The sequence below is a fragment of the Acinetobacter oleivorans DR1 genome, assembly GCF_000196795.1.
GTDB classification, from domain to species: domain Bacteria; phylum Pseudomonadota; class Gammaproteobacteria; order Pseudomonadales; family Moraxellaceae; genus Acinetobacter; species Acinetobacter oleivorans.
The window spans coordinates 3,154,905-3,170,082 of the sequence record NC_014259.1 but is presented as its reverse complement, the minus strand read 5'-3'; the positions used below and the strand labels follow the sequence as shown (position 1 = coordinate 3,170,082).

Sequence of the window (15,178 nt, the reverse complement as noted above, 5' to 3'; positions counted from 1 at the left end):
ATCTCCTTATTACTACATTCCTCGTAGTTTTTTTGTTCTATTTCGCACTACCTGTTCACCACAGTTTGCATGCTTTTTATTATTGTTTTTAAGAGACATGCCCGATGTTTGGCCTCAGGCAGCGTACAGGAAAAAAAGGCTAGCGTACATGCTAGCCCGAATAGAATTTAAGCAACGGCTTGGGTTAAATCGACCTTGCCAATTCCAGCTTGACGCATCGCATCATGAATTTCTTGCTCAGCACCATCTGCCAGTGGAAGCAGTGGCGAACGCACAGTAGCATGATCCAAAATGCCGCGAGCAACCAATGCATGTTTAAGCGCGACGGTGCCTTCCATGTGTGAACCGCGGTGATAAACATTGCGAGTCACTGGTAATAATTGGTCGTGAATAGCACGAGCTTTAGCGTAATCTTTGGCCTTACCTGCTTTAATCATTTCAATTAACAGTTCAGGGGCAATATTGCCGTAGCCAACCAAAGCGCCGTCTACATCAAACATGGTGTGAAGCAAATATTCATCGTGGCAGGTCAACACCTGTAAGTCTGGACGTTCACGGCGAATAATCGGAATTTCGACATCCCAGCGGCGCATGTTACGCACACCATTTTTCATGGCAAATACGCCTGGCTGTGCAGAAATATCGAGTAGAGTTTCTAGGTCGTAAGTGGCCTTCGTTGCATCTGGATATTGGAATAAAATAGATGGCAAACCACTTTCTTCATAAATTGCTTTATAGCGGTCTTGCGGTGCGCCTTTTTGATAGCCAAAACGCAACCAGCCATGTGAAGGGTAAATCAAACCTGCCGAAGCACCAGCGCTGACTGCACGTTTTGCTTCTTCTGCTGCAACCGAAGTACCTTCGAGTGTAATCCCTGCGATTACCGGAATTTTGTCATCTACCGATTTAACAAAGCTTTCGATAACCTGCATTTGTTCTTTTTGCGACAAGAATGTTCCTTCACCTGCATGCCCAAGAACAACCAAGCCTTTCACACCATCAATGCTGCCTAACCATGAACCTAAACGTTGAATTGCATTATGGTCTACTTGTCCGTCACGGGTAAAAGGAGTCACAGGTGCTGGGGTTAATCCACGTAAATCTAAACTCATAATCGTACTTCCTATACAGTGTAATTAAATATTCTCTGGTTCTTAATCTGACTTAAATCGTGTTGTAGAGAACATGATTGGAGTATAGAAATAGGTGAGCTATGTAGGAATTACCAATTCTTGAATTTCAGTTATACTGAAAATGTATGGCTCAAAATGCTACCTATTTACGATTTAGGAAGAATCGATGAATTATGAATTATGGAAAATATTTTTAGACGCGGTGGAACTCGGTAGCTTAAGCAAAGTCGCGATGCTACATAACACCAACCAACCGCAAATTAGTCGGCAAATGAACGAGCTTGAAGCCCAATGTGGTGGTCGATTGTTTAACCGAACTGGACGTGGCGTAGAACTCACCGACTTAGGCCAGCATTTACTTCCTAAAATTCGTTCATGGCTGAACGTAACCGACCAACTGAATAATGAAATTTTGCATTCGACCGATACCCCGATCGGGACGGTTCGGATTGCCAGTTTACCGTCTACTGCTCATCCATTGTTATCAACCCTCTATAAAGTGCTTCAAGAGAAATATCCCTTAATTAAACTTTCGGTGCGTGAAGGGCAAGGGGTGCATTTAGAAAAATGGCTTGAAGATGGCAGTGTCGATTTAGCCATTCTCTACCGGTTTAACCCGACACCTAAACAGGGCGATGTTTACCTTACCCAAGCCGATACCTATTTGGTCGGCTGTGAAGGAGATACGCTCACTCAGGCCAATGAAGTCGAATTTAAAGAAGTCAGTGAGTTACCTCTGGTCACGTTTTGTAGACCAAGTAACTGGCGCAATTTTTTAGACCACATGGCTTATGAAAATGGGGTAGAGCTAAATATTGTGTTTGAAGCCGACTCAATTAGTTTACAAACCCATTTGGTTTCCGAGTCTCGCATGTATACCATGCTGGGGCCGCAAGCGTTAAAGAAGGCCAGCCAATACACCCCAATTCAAGCTGCAAAAATTATTAACCCCGAGCTAAAGCGCTATATTTCTTTGTCTATTTCTAAGCACGGCTATTTAACGCCTGCGTGTAAGGCGGTGATGGAAGAAATTAGAAATCTTTCCAATTTGCTTTAAGAGAAGTGCAGCAAAGCGAGCTGGCAATTAATTCAATTTATTAAACAGTGATTTAAGTTTTACTTGAATTATTGCTTGACTTGTTTAAATGATAATTATTATCATTTGTGGGTTCCTTGTTTTGAGTCCAATTGCTGTGAACAAAACTTCTTTGCTTGTAGATCAGTTATATAGAAGTCACCAAAGCTGGCTTCACCAATGGTTGAGACAAAAATTAGGTAATACTGATCAGGCCGCAGATCTGGTTCAGGACACATTTATTAAACTGCTACAAACGCGTGATGAGTTATTCGGCATTAAGGAACCGCGTGCCTATTTGACGTCGATTGCTAAAAACCTGCTGATTGACCAAGTACGCCGTAAACGCATTGAACAAGCCTATTTAGATGGCTTGAGTCAAATGGAATATATGCTTGAAGCGGTGGCTTCACCCGAAGACCAGATGCAAATTATTCAAGCGATTAACCAGCTTTGCAAAGCACTAGAAGGGGTTTCTGAAAAAGCACAGCAAGCTTTTATTTTGCATTACCTCGAAGGCTATACCCATAAAGAAATTGCCGAGCGTTTAAATGTGTCGACCAAAATGATTCAAAAATATTTGGCGAGCTGTTTAATTCAGTGCTACCAAAACCGACAAGACATGGACGCTTGCATTTAAATGGCCATGGACAAAAGCAAACATCACCAACTGGTTGAAGAAGCCGCGCGTTGGATTGTTCAACTGAGTTCGGATGATGAAAGCTCACGAAAAACCGCCAAGCAAAAATTTGAAGTGTGGAAAAAAACTAGTGAGCAACACCGCCAAGTGGCTGCCGATATTGAACAGTGTATTGGATCAATTCAAAAACTTTCCCAAACCAGCGGACATAAAAAAGTCACTAAAGTTGCCCTTAAAGCTGGCCTAAGCTCAGGCAAAGCCTATAAACATTTGCGCGCAGGAACAGCTTTTTCTGTTGTGTTTGTTGCCATGAGTGGGGCATTATTTTATTTAACCGATACTACAGTGGCCTATGTGACTGCCGATATTCAAGGGCAATCAGGGCAGTGGACCACGCAAACCTTACCAGATGGTTCACGTTTAATTTTACGTGGTAAAAGCGCAGTTAATCTTGATTTTAAAACCAACCAGCGAGTGGTTGAGTTGGTGCAAGGTCAAATTTATGTCGATGTTGCCAAAGATAAGACCAGACCATTTTTGGTTAAAACCAGTCATGGACAAATTCAGGCACTCGGCACAGCTTTTAGTGTCAGTTATGATCCTTCGGCAACCGAGCTCAACATGTTGCACTCAAAAGTAAAAGTAGAAGCCACGCAAGTTAAAACCACCCAATTGCATGCGATTCGTCAGGCCATTGTTGAAGCAGGGCAAGCCATTAAAATGGACAAAAATGGTGTACAAAAACTGCCTGCACTGAATGTTTATAACGAACAACAAAAATGGCAAAAGCATCAGCTTATGGTAGAAAACCTGCCATTAAATCAAGTGCTACAAGAGCTAGACCGCAACTACAAAGGCAAAATTATTTTTAATGATGCGGCACTGCAACATGTGCGAGTCAATGCTGTGTTGCCTTTAGACCAAACCACAGAATCACTTAAGCTTTTGGCTACGGTTTTTCCTGACCTGAAAATTAAGCAAATTACGCCGTTTGTGGTTATGGTTTCTTTAAAATAATAAAAAATTAAATTTATTTTCGATTTTAGGTTCCACTTTTTTGAAAGTCGTTCGTCATAGTAAGTAGAAGCAATAAATATGGATCATTTTAACCAGTTGTATTGAATGATTCTTATTACTATTTACTGGGGCGGGCAAATGAAAAAAGCGGGAACGGGGCAAAAGCGGAATCGATCGATTTTTCGATTCTCAACACTGGCATTTGCCATACATGCTGTGTCGATGGGTGGGTTAGTTACACTCTCTTTGCAGCAGGCCTATGCAGAAACAGCTGGAGTTAAAAGCTATAACATTCCTGCAGGCCGTCTTGCTAACGTACTGAATCAGTTTGCCGAACAATCGGGTACTTCAATTGCAATGGATGCTCAGCAACTCCAAGGGTTGCATAGCCTAGGCTTAAAAGGCAATTTTGCTGTCGAGCAAGGTTTTGAGCAGCTTTTAAAATCAACCGAATTTAATGCTGTAAAAGTTGGGCAGGGCTACACACTCAGCAAAAAATCTACACCACGGGTAAGTTCATCTAAGGTTCAGGCCGCTAGCCTGCCGCCAAGTAGTGCCGTAATTGAAGAAGACGCATCGGTACGACTCACGCCAATTGTGGTGTACGGCAAAGAAGACCGTGACACAGAAGGCTATAACAAAGTTTATGACGCAAACCGTTCTTCGGTCTATGCGGGGAAAGACTATGTTGAGCGATTTAAAGGAACCAACCCAGCCGATGTTTTACAAGGCATGGTGGGAGTCTATAGCGGCGATGCCCGCAACAGTGGCGCACTCGACCCAAGTGTACGTGGTGTGCAGGGTGTTGGTCGTGTGCCTTTAACCATTGATGGCACCGAACAGTCGATTGCCGTATGGCGTGGCTACAACGGGGTAAACAACCGAAACTATATCGACCCCAATCTCATTGCGGGCATTGAAGTCATTAAAGGCCCATCTTTAGAGCGCAATACCACAACTTCTGTTGGCGGCGGTGTAGTCGTTAAAACGCTAGAGGCCGATGACATTGTTCGTCCGGGTAAGTCTTTTGGTGCCGAGTTAAAAGTAGAAGGTTCAACCAACTCAATCGATCCGTCTTTGCCAGACATGAGCAAAGTGGGCCAAAACTACGATGACACAACGCCTTGGATCGACATGAATGGGGCTAAATATGACCCCGATATTTATAAAAAGAACCGGACTAGAAGTGATAACTCTCATTTTTCGGGCGATGACTTGGCGGGCCGACTGGCAATTGCCACCAAGCAAGATAAATTCGATTTACTGGCTGTTTATGCAGTACGTGAACGCGGCAATTATTTTTCGGGGACACATGGCTCGGGCTACTATAAACGAGCTACGCCAGACAGCAGCCTCGATTTTATTCCTTACTTTGCCTATGCCTATCAACCGGGTGATGAAGTTCCCAACACCTCAAGTCATATGGAGTCGTGGTTATTAAAAGGGACCTATCGCCCAACCGATAGCCAGACTCTTAAACTGACTTACCGAGATACCAAAAATATTTTTGGTGAAATTATGCCATCTCGAATTGTTTGGGGTATTACGCCTGACTTGGGTGTTCCGCAGTGGCCCTTAAGCAATATTCACTCTAAAGCTTATAGCCTCGAATATAAGTTTAAGCCTGAGAATAATCGCTGGATTGATTTCTATGCCAACATTTGGCAAACCGACACCGAAAGCCAGACCTACACACGTGGGGGGTGGCCAACCACAATCGATTTTCGAGATAACACCATTATTAACACGGCAATAAGCCATTCTGACAATACGCGTAAAGGCATTACGGTCAGTAATAAAACTCGTTTGTTAGACCAGCTTGATTTGACGCTCGGTGGAAGTTTCTTAAAAGAAAAGCTGACGTCTGATGATGTGTATGGCGAATATGGCCCAAGTTATTCGCTTTATCAGGCACTGCCACGAGCAGGGCGTCGTGAGGAAAAAACGTTCGACTTTAACTTTAATTATAGACCGCTGTCTTGGTTAAGTTTTGATGCGGGCATGCGTTATCGTTCGTATTGGGCTGTTGATGACTTTTTAAATAAGTCTTTGCAGAGCGAAATTGACCCGAGTTTAAATCCGCTGTTTACCAAAAAAAGTAGGCTTAAAGAATATACCTTTGAATATCAGACCATGCCTGAGAGTTACACCTCGACTCAGCAGCGTTTAATCAATGTTTTAAAACAGCGCTATGCCACAAAAAATCCTGATTGGGATGGGCAGCTCGACACTGTGCCTGCATCAGAGAGCACGTTGTATAACATGATCTGGTCACAGAAAAATACACTGAGCTGGAAAGCCGATGCGAATGGGCAATTGTCGCTTGCAGATAATCCGTTAAACCAGCTCAATGCCTCTGGCCAAAAGTACGTCGTAACTGGCGGTAACTTTATGTCGGTGGTAGACCAAGTTCCGGTTGAGTCTGCCGACAAAGTTAAAGATAGTGGCTGGGCACCGCAATTAGGCGCCTCAATTCACCTTACGCCAAACAGCAGAATTTACGCACGCTATGCAGAGGAATATCGCTTACCAAGTTTGTTTGAAAGCACTGTCGGTTTTTCTGCCATGTTGCCATATCAAACAATCAAACCTGAACACGCTTTTAACTACGAAGTGGGTTATGTCTATGACATGCGTGATTGGTTTAGCACAGCGCGCAATGCTGACATTAAGCTCGCCTATTACTACAACAAAACCAAAAATGTGATTGAGCGTGACCAGAACCTTATTTTTACCAATATGGATGAGCAAAAGCTGTCAGGTCTAGAGTTACAAAGCCGTTTTGATAATGGTGGTTTCTTCACAGACTTGAGCGTGGCTTATAACTTAAAAAATGAAGTGTGTGACACCAATAGTGCCATTAACAAAATGATTTTAGGCGGTACGGTTCAAACCGAGCAGGGCCTTGAGTTCCGCGAACCGTATCAGCGCTGCGTCGATGACGGTTTCCCAAATGGCTACTTGGTGACTATGGCCACTCCTGAACTGAGTTTCCACGGTTTGCTTGGCGCACGCTTTTTTGATGAAAAGTTAGAGCTCGGTGCACGTGCAACATTCTATAAAGCTTATGAAAGCCCGCTACGCAAAAACAATGATGCTAGCGTCAATAAAGGTTATTACCTCAATGTGCCTTTGGCTTGGGATGACACGTGGATTTTTGATGCCTATGCGCGTTATCAGGTCGATAACTACAACACGGTTGAATTTGTCGGCAGTAATCTTTCTAACCAGTTTTATATCGATCCTTTAACTCGTAGTGCCATGGCCGCACCCGGCCGAACGATGAAAATTAGCTGGACCACTAAATTTTAAACAGAATTTGATTCCCTCTACACATACATAAAAGGGGAGTCAGGTAACGGTAAATAATAAGATTGAATGATTATTATTTACAAAAAACCGAGTAGGTTTGCAGCTGGGCCTACTCAATAAACTAAAAATAGCGAAATCGTTATTTTAAATTAAACAATAACTTAGTTTTAAAAAAGATGGAGTAACAACAAATGAAAATCTCTCAATTGTTCTTGGGTCTCGTTGCTTGTTCAACTGCATTTGCTTATGCAGGAATTGATGGTATTTCGAGTAATGAAAGTAACATCAAAATCGGTGCTGCTGCCAATGCAAACCATCCGGGTGGTGTAGCAGCGGTGTCGGTTCAAGCTGCCGGTGCACCATATAACGCTTTTACAGGTTTTAGTTCGTTAAAAGGTTTGGCTCAGGCTTTTGCTGCGCAGGGAACGAGTAATACCAATGTAACGGTTGGCAGCAAAACCTTTAATATTTCGCATATTCCAGTGTCTGCAATGCCACCTTCACACAGTGCCTTAGGTAATTTTAACTTTGGTCAGGTGGGCACACAGGAAGTCTATTTTGGTGAATGGTGGAAAGCGGGCGACACACCGGCAAGCGCGAGCCATACCGTTTACTACGCGGGTGATAACACCAATACCACGGTTCCAACCGCAGGTACTGCAACTTATACCGTTGCAGGGATTAATGGTTCTGGAAGCAATCTGTTAAGTGGTACGTTCACGGCAAATTATGGCGCGGGTACACTTGAAGGAACGCTTACCGGAACAGGTACGGCTGTTTCATCATTAAGCCTAGATGGTGTGGCATTTAACCCGGGTACTGCTGCGTTTGCAGGTTTGGCAACGGCTAACGGTACGGCTGGTGTCGACAACTCTGGTGTAGTTCAAGGTCAATTCTTCGGTGCAAATGCTTCGGCTTTAGCGGGTATTGCCCAGTTTGATAACGTGTCTTACAACACTGCATTTGGCGGTGCTAAAAATTAATGAATGCAAAAGGAATCTACATACGTAGGTTCCTTTTGTTTTTTGGGCTTTTGCTTGGTTGCTTCAGGTTTATTGTTTTATGAAACGAACGCTTTTGTGCTGTCTGACATTGTTGAGTTGTCCATTTTTATATGCCGACGAAGACACACAGCTTCGTCTCAATCAAAGCTTGGACCAAACGCTTTTACAAGAACAGCGCCAGTTTCACGAGCAGGGAACCATTCGTAGTACCGAGCAATTACCAAAACTTCAAATTAATGGACAAGAATATAGTGTTGAGCAAAATCCGAATGATCTTGCCAAGGCGTTATATTTGGCAGTCATGCAAAAACAGTGGCTCAAAGCCACGGTTTATTTAGAACATTATAAAAAATATGTTGGCTACGATCGGGCTTTAACCGACTTTGCCGAAGGGGCAGTTGCACGTTCTCAGGGTCAACTGAAATTGGCTGAACAAAAATTTCAAAGCAGCCTAAAACAACAACCTCATAATTTAATTTGTGAACTTGAGTTAGCGCGCGTGCTGTTTGAACAACAGAAGAATAAGGAAGCAGCACGCCTTTTTATTTCCATTCAAAACCAACTGAAACAAAGTGACCCTGCGGTAATCCCATCTGGGGTTTTAACAACAGTGAATACCTTTGTTCAAGCATTAAAAAAACGAGACTCTTGGCAAGGCTCGGTTTCAGCGGGTTATACCTATGTCAGTAATTTAAATAGTTCGTCTGAACAGAGCAAAACATGGACACTTTATGGCAGAGATAGTGAAGGTAATATTATCCCAGTTAGGGAAGTTACTCGTGGAACTCCTAAAGCTGAGTCGGCAACGGGTTTAGATTACGAAGCCAGTCTGATTAAACGCTATGCGATTAAGGGGCATCATGGCGTGGCTTTACGTGCGCTGGCGTTTGGACAGTCCTATAACGACCACGCGGCATTTAATGAATCTACCATCAACATTAATGCAGGCTACAGCTACTTTGACTTAAAAAATCAAATTGGGGTGAGTCCGCTTTTTGAACATAAACGTTATGGCAATGATGGTCTTTACAATGCCTGGGGTGCGCGTGCCGAGTGGATGCATTTTATCTCTGCAGATAAAGCTTTCAAGCTTGAAGCTGAGAGTAAAGATTTAAATTATCAGAAATATAAAACCCTAGATGGGGTAGAAAGCTCAGCTTTTGCTACTTTCTGGAAGATTTTTCCAGACCAGTGGACTGTTTTTGGTGGTTTAGATGTAGTCGACCATTCGACCCAAGAAAAATATATGGCTGCCTACCAGCAGCAAGGTATGCGGTTGGGCTTAAGCAAATCTTGGAGTACAGGATTTAACACTACTTTGCTGAGTTCTTACCGTTGGCGTCAGTTTGATAAATATGCGGAAACTTTCTTAGCACGCCGTCATGATTTTGAACAGAACTATACTTTTGTTGTGCAAATGCCGCGCTTTGAGTTTTATGGCATGACGCCTAATTTAACCTACCGCTATAACCATAATAAAAGTAATGTCGATTGGCTGTATTCCTACGATAAACACAACATTAGCCTCAAGCTTGAGCATCGTTTTTAGGGAATAAGTCATGAAATCAAAATCTTTATTCCCTACACATAAGCCGATGTTTATGTTGCCTTTACCACAAGGGCCGAAGCATTTTTATAAGTGCTTAACTGTAGTCGTGGTGATTGGTCTGCATGTGTTTGTTGTCTGGATGCTGAGTCATTTAATTGAACCTTATACTTTTCAAGCATCGCCAAAAGTAGATGCTTTAAAAGTAAGTTTTGTGTCATTGGCACCTGCTAAAAAGCCATCACCTGACCAGACTGAAAGTAAGCCTATCGAAAAAAGTTTAGCGCCGAAATCTACGTTAAATAGTTCGGTATCCTCTATACCTGAAAAATCAAAAAACTCGCCTACAAATGTTCAAACATTAGTGTCAAAAACTGCCTCTAAAGAGGTCATGCAAAATAATTTAAATGACAAACAGCAAGCACAACCAAAAACGACTTTAAACAATCTAGCTTCGTCTCAAGCAGCGCAGCCTACAGAACGGCGAGCGACTCATAACGATAAAAAACTGAGTTCGACAGACCTTGAACAAACGCAAACTGAGCATTTGCTAAGCAGCAATAGCGAAACCAAAAGTGGCGGCGTCAAAACACCCGCAATGCAGCAAGAATATTCCAAAGCACCGAGCACTCAAGTTGAACACGATGATGTTGTTCAGGTGAGTAGCGTGGATGTACTGAGTTTTGGCGGGCTTGACTACGATGACCGCGAGTTAAAACAACAAAATCGTTTGGTTGAGCTTCGGATTCGCATTAATGAAAAAGGGCAGCCGATTGACATCCAATTACGTCAAAGTTCAGGCATTGCCAGCCTTGATAAGCGGGTCATGCAAGCTACACGTAAATCCAGATTTAAACCCCACAAAATTAATGGTCGCGCCGTGACCATTGTTGTGGATTTTCCAGTCCAACTCAAACTCAATCGGGGCCGTTAACCGATGAGCGATATCTATTTTGCAGGAGAAAGATGATGAACTCATCTACAGAACAAATCATTAACAACAGCTTGTCTTTACGTTTGAAACAAGAAACTGCTGCTGAACACGAACGTATGCATCAATTAATGTCACAGGCAAAGGTATTTTCAAGTAAAGAAAAATACGCGCAATTTACGTTGTCTCAATATTACTTTCAGCGTGAAATTGAACATCTTTTTGAAAAAGAGGGGGTGGCAGGACTGATTCCGGACCTCGACATTCGTGGCCGCTCAAAACAAGCACTTGCCGATTTAAATGATTTGGGTATTCAACCCAATGAACAGCAATTACACAGTGAAAACGTACAGCTACCCGAAGCTTTAGGCTGGATTTATGTGTCTGAAGGTTCAACTTTAGGGGCTGCATTTTTATTTAAACAAGCTCAAAAGCATTTGGGTTTTTCTGAAACGTTTGCTGCGCGTAATTTAGCTGCCTATCCCGAAGGGCGCGCTAAAGTCTGGAAACGTTTTGTACAAGCACTTGATGAAACAGGCTTTGACCAAACCCAGCAAGACCGAGTTGTTCAAGGGGCGTTAGATGCCTTTGGATATTTTGGTCAAGCGCTTGATCAGCTTGATGAATTGAAATAATAAAAAGTGGATAAAGGGAATACCCGATATGGACAAACTCAATCAAGTAAATGCAATCGTAAAACATGAGCAGTCGCTAGCACCTGCTCAACCAGTCAGTAAGCTTGCCCGTTCTGTTTGGGCGCGTTGGGTGTTTATTGGTTTGGCTTGGTTGTGTATTGCGCTTGGCGTATTGGGTATTTTTATTCCGGGTTTACCCACCGTTGATTTTATAATTTTGGCTGTTTTCTTTGCAGCTCGAGGTTCTGAAAAACTTTATCAATGGTTTCGAAATCATCGTTATATCGGTCCACTCATTCGCGAGTGGCAAGAACATCGGCGGATTCCTAAAAAAGCAAAATACATCTCGACGTTGAGTATGAGTTTGGCTGCGGGACTGATGATTTGGACCATTCCGCATCCGTGGTTTGTCTATCCGGCAATTTTATGTATGGCAGGGGTATTGGTGTGGATGTGGCTTAAAAAATGAAAGAATTATGATTGGCACTGTTGCATAGTACGCTTCATGGTTTTTACAAAATCACGCGGTACTTCAGGGCTTTGTAAACTTAAACTGCCAAGTTTATGCATGAGTTTAGGGGAATATTGACGCTCTAAACGATGATAAATACATGTACAACTTGCACGGCTATGACCTGCTGCCATACATTTTAAATAGAAATCACGTTGAGCATTATTTTTTTGACCCGCGAAGGCAATAGATGCAAATAATAATCCACCTAGAAAAACTGAAAAATTATAAAGTGACATATATCTACTCTTGGTTGTTGTTTTTCATTATCCATATCTTGGCATAACTTTTTCAGGTTCAAAACCAATTGATATCAACTTGCGGCTTCATCATAGTTATAACAGTTTTAGAGGTCAAATTGATTTGAAGTTGAGAACCGTTTATTGTTTTAAAAACACTCAATTTTAATTGTTGCCATTTTAAAGACAGTGTTACGACATTACGCACCCTATTTTTTTACATCGTTTTTTGCTTTCATAAACACTTTAGTATTACTCATTTTTAAATCATTTATATACAACTTACTTGTTTTAAAACTCTAATTTAACAGGATATTTTATATGGCAGATACCCCAATTCAAAAAGAGACAGAAAGTACCTGGGCAATATGTCGAGATCCTGTTTTGTTGACCATGGTGGGTGGGGCAATTGATACCATTGGTTTTATTGCGCTGTTTGGTTTTTTTACCGCTCATGTTACGGGAAACTTAGTATTGGCAGGCGCTGCATGGGTTAAAGGCGGCGCTGGCATATGGATTAAGCTTGCTGCTATTCCGCTATTTATTTTGACGGTGGTGATCACGAAACTGTTAATTGACCGTAGTCAGATTAAGCACAAAACACTGTCTTATTTATTTTTATTTGAAGCTATTTTTCTATGTGCCTTTATGGTTGCAGGACTTTACTTTGAGCCATTTAAAAATCCAGATGCATTAACAGTTGCAGTAACAGGCGGGTTGGGTTTAATTGCTTTGGCTATTCGTAATACTTCCAGCAAAACCCTCATTAAAAATATTAGCCCAAGCACCATGATGACAGGTAACACTACCCAGCTTGGTATTGATATTGCCAACTTACTTAAAAACAATAATGCAGCCAATCGGGCAAGTTTTCTAAAAAGTGCCAGTATCGTGATTGGATTTGTGATTGGTGCTTTCTTGGGAGCGATTCTCTATGTCTATTTTGACTTCTGGAGTGTAGCGCCATTTATCTTACCTATTTTGTATTTCTCTTATTTAGCTTCACAGCAAAAGTTCAACCAAGCTTGATTAGAAAAAAATAACAAATTAGCCTGAATTAAAATGAGTTCAGGCTTTTTTTCGTAATAAAGGAAAATGGAAGCTGAGCCGAAATTGTTCGTTCACTGCTTTACAGGCATAATGACCAGATGGGGAATACATTCGATTAAGGAATGCACAATGACAAAGTCTTATCATTATTCAATCATAACAATAATGGCTTTGCTCAGTGGCTGTCAGGTCATTAATTTAAAAGAAAGTAATTTAAGTAACGCTTTAAAAAGTAAGAATGAAAGTATTCTGACCGACGGAACCTTAAGCCATCAAACCCAAAATTTGCTGTATTTAGTTAAAAAAGACGAAAAATCTTGTCTGCAAAATTTTGATGATTGTTTAAATAAAATTCAAAGCTTGTCTGAAAATAGCAGTCGAGAAGAACGCTATGCTGCGCTCAGTGAAATTTATTTAGCCAAGGCTTTAGACGTCGGACGTAATAGCCAATGTAATGTCATTAATAAAAGTAACAGTTGCATTGAGCAAGAGTTGGCGCTGTTTGATAAAAGCTTGCGCTATAGTTATGTCTATTTATTTGACTCTGAAGAGTCGCCATTCGATCGGGTATTTGACCATCGCCAAAATCAGGTGCGTATTTTTTATAACGTGGCTTTATCGAAGCTCATGACCACATATTTTAATCATTTAAATACGCATCGTTTTCCACCGTTGCTTAAAGCAGATGGGCATGAGTACCACGTCAATTTTGACCACGCGTTAGATGTACAAAAAATTGAAGTCGATACTTTTCGCTCAAGCTATAACATGAACTTTTCTGGCTTTAATACCGTTAACCGTAAGGATGGTTTAGGGGCAGAGTTTATTGTCGGGCGTAAAGAAAATGATGTAAATCACGGCTTCATTTTAGACCCTGATGCTTTTTACGCTCACCAGAATAATCCGAACATCCATTTACCGCGCTTCTTTCCAGTCACTGCGATTGCTTACCCAAAACAAAAAGCCACAGCAGATCAGGTCATTGCAGGAGCAGATTTAGAAATTGCCATGTTCGATCCATATCGACAAGATCGTGTAAAGGTTGAAGGTGTGGACTATCCGCTTACTGCAAACTATTCGGCGCCTTATGGGCTTTGGTTGTCGAAATATAATTTAGGTGCAGCAGGTTATTGGTCCTTAATTAATAAAGAAACCAATTTGATCATGCCGCATTTATATATGCTGGAACCCTTTAACCCGAATAAAAAAATCATTGTATTTATTCATGGCTTGGCAAGTAGCCCAGAGGCGTGGGTGAGTCTAACCAATGACATTATGGGCGATGCCGAATTAAGGAATAACTATCAAGTCTGGCAGGTGTTTTATTCAACGAATATGCCGATTTTTGAAAGTCGTTTTCAGATTTATTCTTTGCTGAATCAAGCTTTTCAAAATGTTGCTAAAGACAGCTACGCTGCACACGATGCAGTGCTGGTTGGACATAGTATGGGCGGAGTGATTAGCCGCCTATTGGTAAGTGATGCTGATGTTTCAGAGCAAGCCATGCAAAAAATGAATGAAGCCCAGCTAAACCGTTTAAAAGAAAATCCTGTGGTGCTAGAGCGTTTTCAATTCAAAGCTTTGCCTTATTTTAAGCGGGTTGTTTTTGTTTCGGCACCGCATCATGGCACTGACTACGCTGACCGATGGTTTACCCAAATTGCCCGCCGTATTATTCGTTTGCCAGCTGATTTCTTTATTGCAGTTGAAATGAGAGATGAGAAAAATACAAAACTCAGAAAAGGCTTAATTGAAAATGGGGCGAGTAATTTAAGTCGTTCTTCTAGCTTTATGCAGCTTACGCAAGCCATTCAGCCATCGTCCAGCGTGGTCTATCACTCGATTATGGGGAACATAAATGGCACGACTGATAAGTTAAAAAGCAGTGATGGGATTGTGCCGTATCAAAGTTCGCATTTAGGTGGTGAACAGTCGGAACTAATTATTAAGGGCGGACATTCGATTCAAACTACCCCAGAAGCGATTTTAGAATTACGGCGTATTTTAAGATTGCATTTAAAACAGTCACAACCTTCAAAATAGAAATTTTTGATTTAGAAAACCACTGCTGAAACGACTCAACAG

Annotated in this window: 13 protein-coding genes; 11 read left to right on the top strand and 2 right to left on the bottom strand. The window is 41.8% G+C overall.

Features of this window, described 5'->3' with window-relative positions; all coding sequences use genetic code 11:
* Nucleotides 1-167 precede the first annotated feature (167 nt).
* Nucleotides 168-1,112, bottom strand: coding sequence for a dihydrodipicolinate synthase family protein (locus AOLE_RS14790; RefSeq protein WP_000050879.1), 945 nt, complete (start codon nucleotides 1,110-1,112; stop codon nucleotides 168-170).
* Between the two features lie 187 nt (nucleotides 1,113-1,299).
* On the opposite strand from AOLE_RS14790, the gene AOLE_RS14785 reads away from it, so the two are divergent.
* The 9 genes from AOLE_RS14785 to AOLE_RS14745 all read left to right on the top strand — a co-directional run bounded on the left by AOLE_RS14785 (nucleotide 1,300) and on the right by AOLE_RS14745 (nucleotide 11,762).
* On the top strand, nucleotides 1,300-2,190 hold the full coding sequence (locus AOLE_RS14785; protein ID WP_013198679.1) for a LysR family transcriptional regulator: 891 nt from the start codon (nucleotides 1,300-1,302) through the stop codon (nucleotides 2,188-2,190).
* Nucleotides 2,191-2,326: 136 nt separating this feature from the next.
* The gene (locus AOLE_RS14780) at nucleotides 2,327-2,848 is read left to right on the top strand and encodes a sigma-70 family RNA polymerase sigma factor (RefSeq protein ID WP_005303210.1); all 522 of its coding nucleotides are present in this window, start codon (nucleotides 2,327-2,329) and stop codon (nucleotides 2,846-2,848) included.
* On the top strand, nucleotides 2,849-3,865 hold the full coding sequence (locus AOLE_RS14775; RefSeq protein ID WP_013198677.1) for a FecR family protein: 1,017 nt from the start codon (nucleotides 2,849-2,851) through the stop codon (nucleotides 3,863-3,865).
* 138 nt (nucleotides 3,866-4,003) lie between these two features.
* Nucleotides 4,004-7,177 carry a TonB-dependent receptor domain-containing protein gene (locus AOLE_RS14770; protein WP_035331613.1) on the top strand — a complete coding sequence of 1,058 codons (3,174 nt, stop codon included), beginning with the start codon at nucleotides 4,004-4,006 and terminating at the stop codon, nucleotides 7,175-7,177.
* Nucleotides 7,178-7,368: 191 nt separating this feature from the next.
* Complete coding sequence (locus AOLE_RS14765; protein WP_013198675.1) at nucleotides 7,369-8,160, top strand: Slam-dependent surface lipoprotein; 792 nt, start codon at nucleotides 7,369-7,371, stop codon at nucleotides 8,158-8,160.
* Between the two features lie 79 nt (nucleotides 8,161-8,239).
* The gene (locus AOLE_RS14760; RefSeq protein WP_013198674.1) at nucleotides 8,240-9,730 is read left to right on the top strand and encodes a porin family protein; all 1,491 of its coding nucleotides are present in this window, start codon (nucleotides 8,240-8,242) and stop codon (nucleotides 9,728-9,730) included.
* Between the two features lie 10 nt (nucleotides 9,731-9,740).
* Nucleotides 9,741-10,661, top strand: a complete 921-nt coding sequence (locus tag AOLE_RS14755; protein WP_013198673.1) for an energy transducer TonB — start codon at nucleotides 9,741-9,743, stop codon at nucleotides 10,659-10,661.
* Between the two features lie 32 nt (nucleotides 10,662-10,693).
* Nucleotides 10,694-11,293, top strand: a complete 600-nt coding sequence (locus AOLE_RS14750) for a biliverdin-producing heme oxygenase (RefSeq protein ID WP_081399189.1) — start codon at nucleotides 10,694-10,696, stop codon at nucleotides 11,291-11,293.
* Between the two features lie 28 nt (nucleotides 11,294-11,321).
* Nucleotides 11,322-11,762, top strand: a complete 441-nt coding sequence (locus AOLE_RS14745; protein WP_013198671.1) for a YbaN family protein — start codon at nucleotides 11,322-11,324, stop codon at nucleotides 11,760-11,762.
* Between the two features lie 5 nt (nucleotides 11,763-11,767).
* Here the strand turns inward: AOLE_RS14745 and AOLE_RS14740 are convergent, their stop codons facing one another.
* Nucleotides 11,768-12,043 carry a hypothetical protein gene (locus tag AOLE_RS14740; protein ID WP_013198670.1) on the bottom strand — a complete coding sequence of 92 codons (276 nt, stop codon included), beginning with the start codon at nucleotides 12,041-12,043 and terminating at the stop codon, nucleotides 11,768-11,770.
* 321 nt (nucleotides 12,044-12,364) lie between these two features.
* On the opposite strand from AOLE_RS14740, the gene AOLE_RS14735 reads away from it, so the two are divergent.
* Complete coding sequence (locus AOLE_RS14735; RefSeq protein WP_005303224.1) at nucleotides 12,365-13,072, top strand: YoaK family protein; 708 nt, start codon at nucleotides 12,365-12,367, stop codon at nucleotides 13,070-13,072.
* A 150-nt stretch (nucleotides 13,073-13,222) separates the two neighbouring features.
* Nucleotides 13,223-15,136, top strand: coding sequence for an esterase/lipase family protein (locus AOLE_RS14730; protein ID WP_013198669.1), 1,914 nt, complete (start codon nucleotides 13,223-13,225; stop codon nucleotides 15,134-15,136).
* The last annotated feature ends 42 nt before the right edge of the window (nucleotides 15,137-15,178 follow it).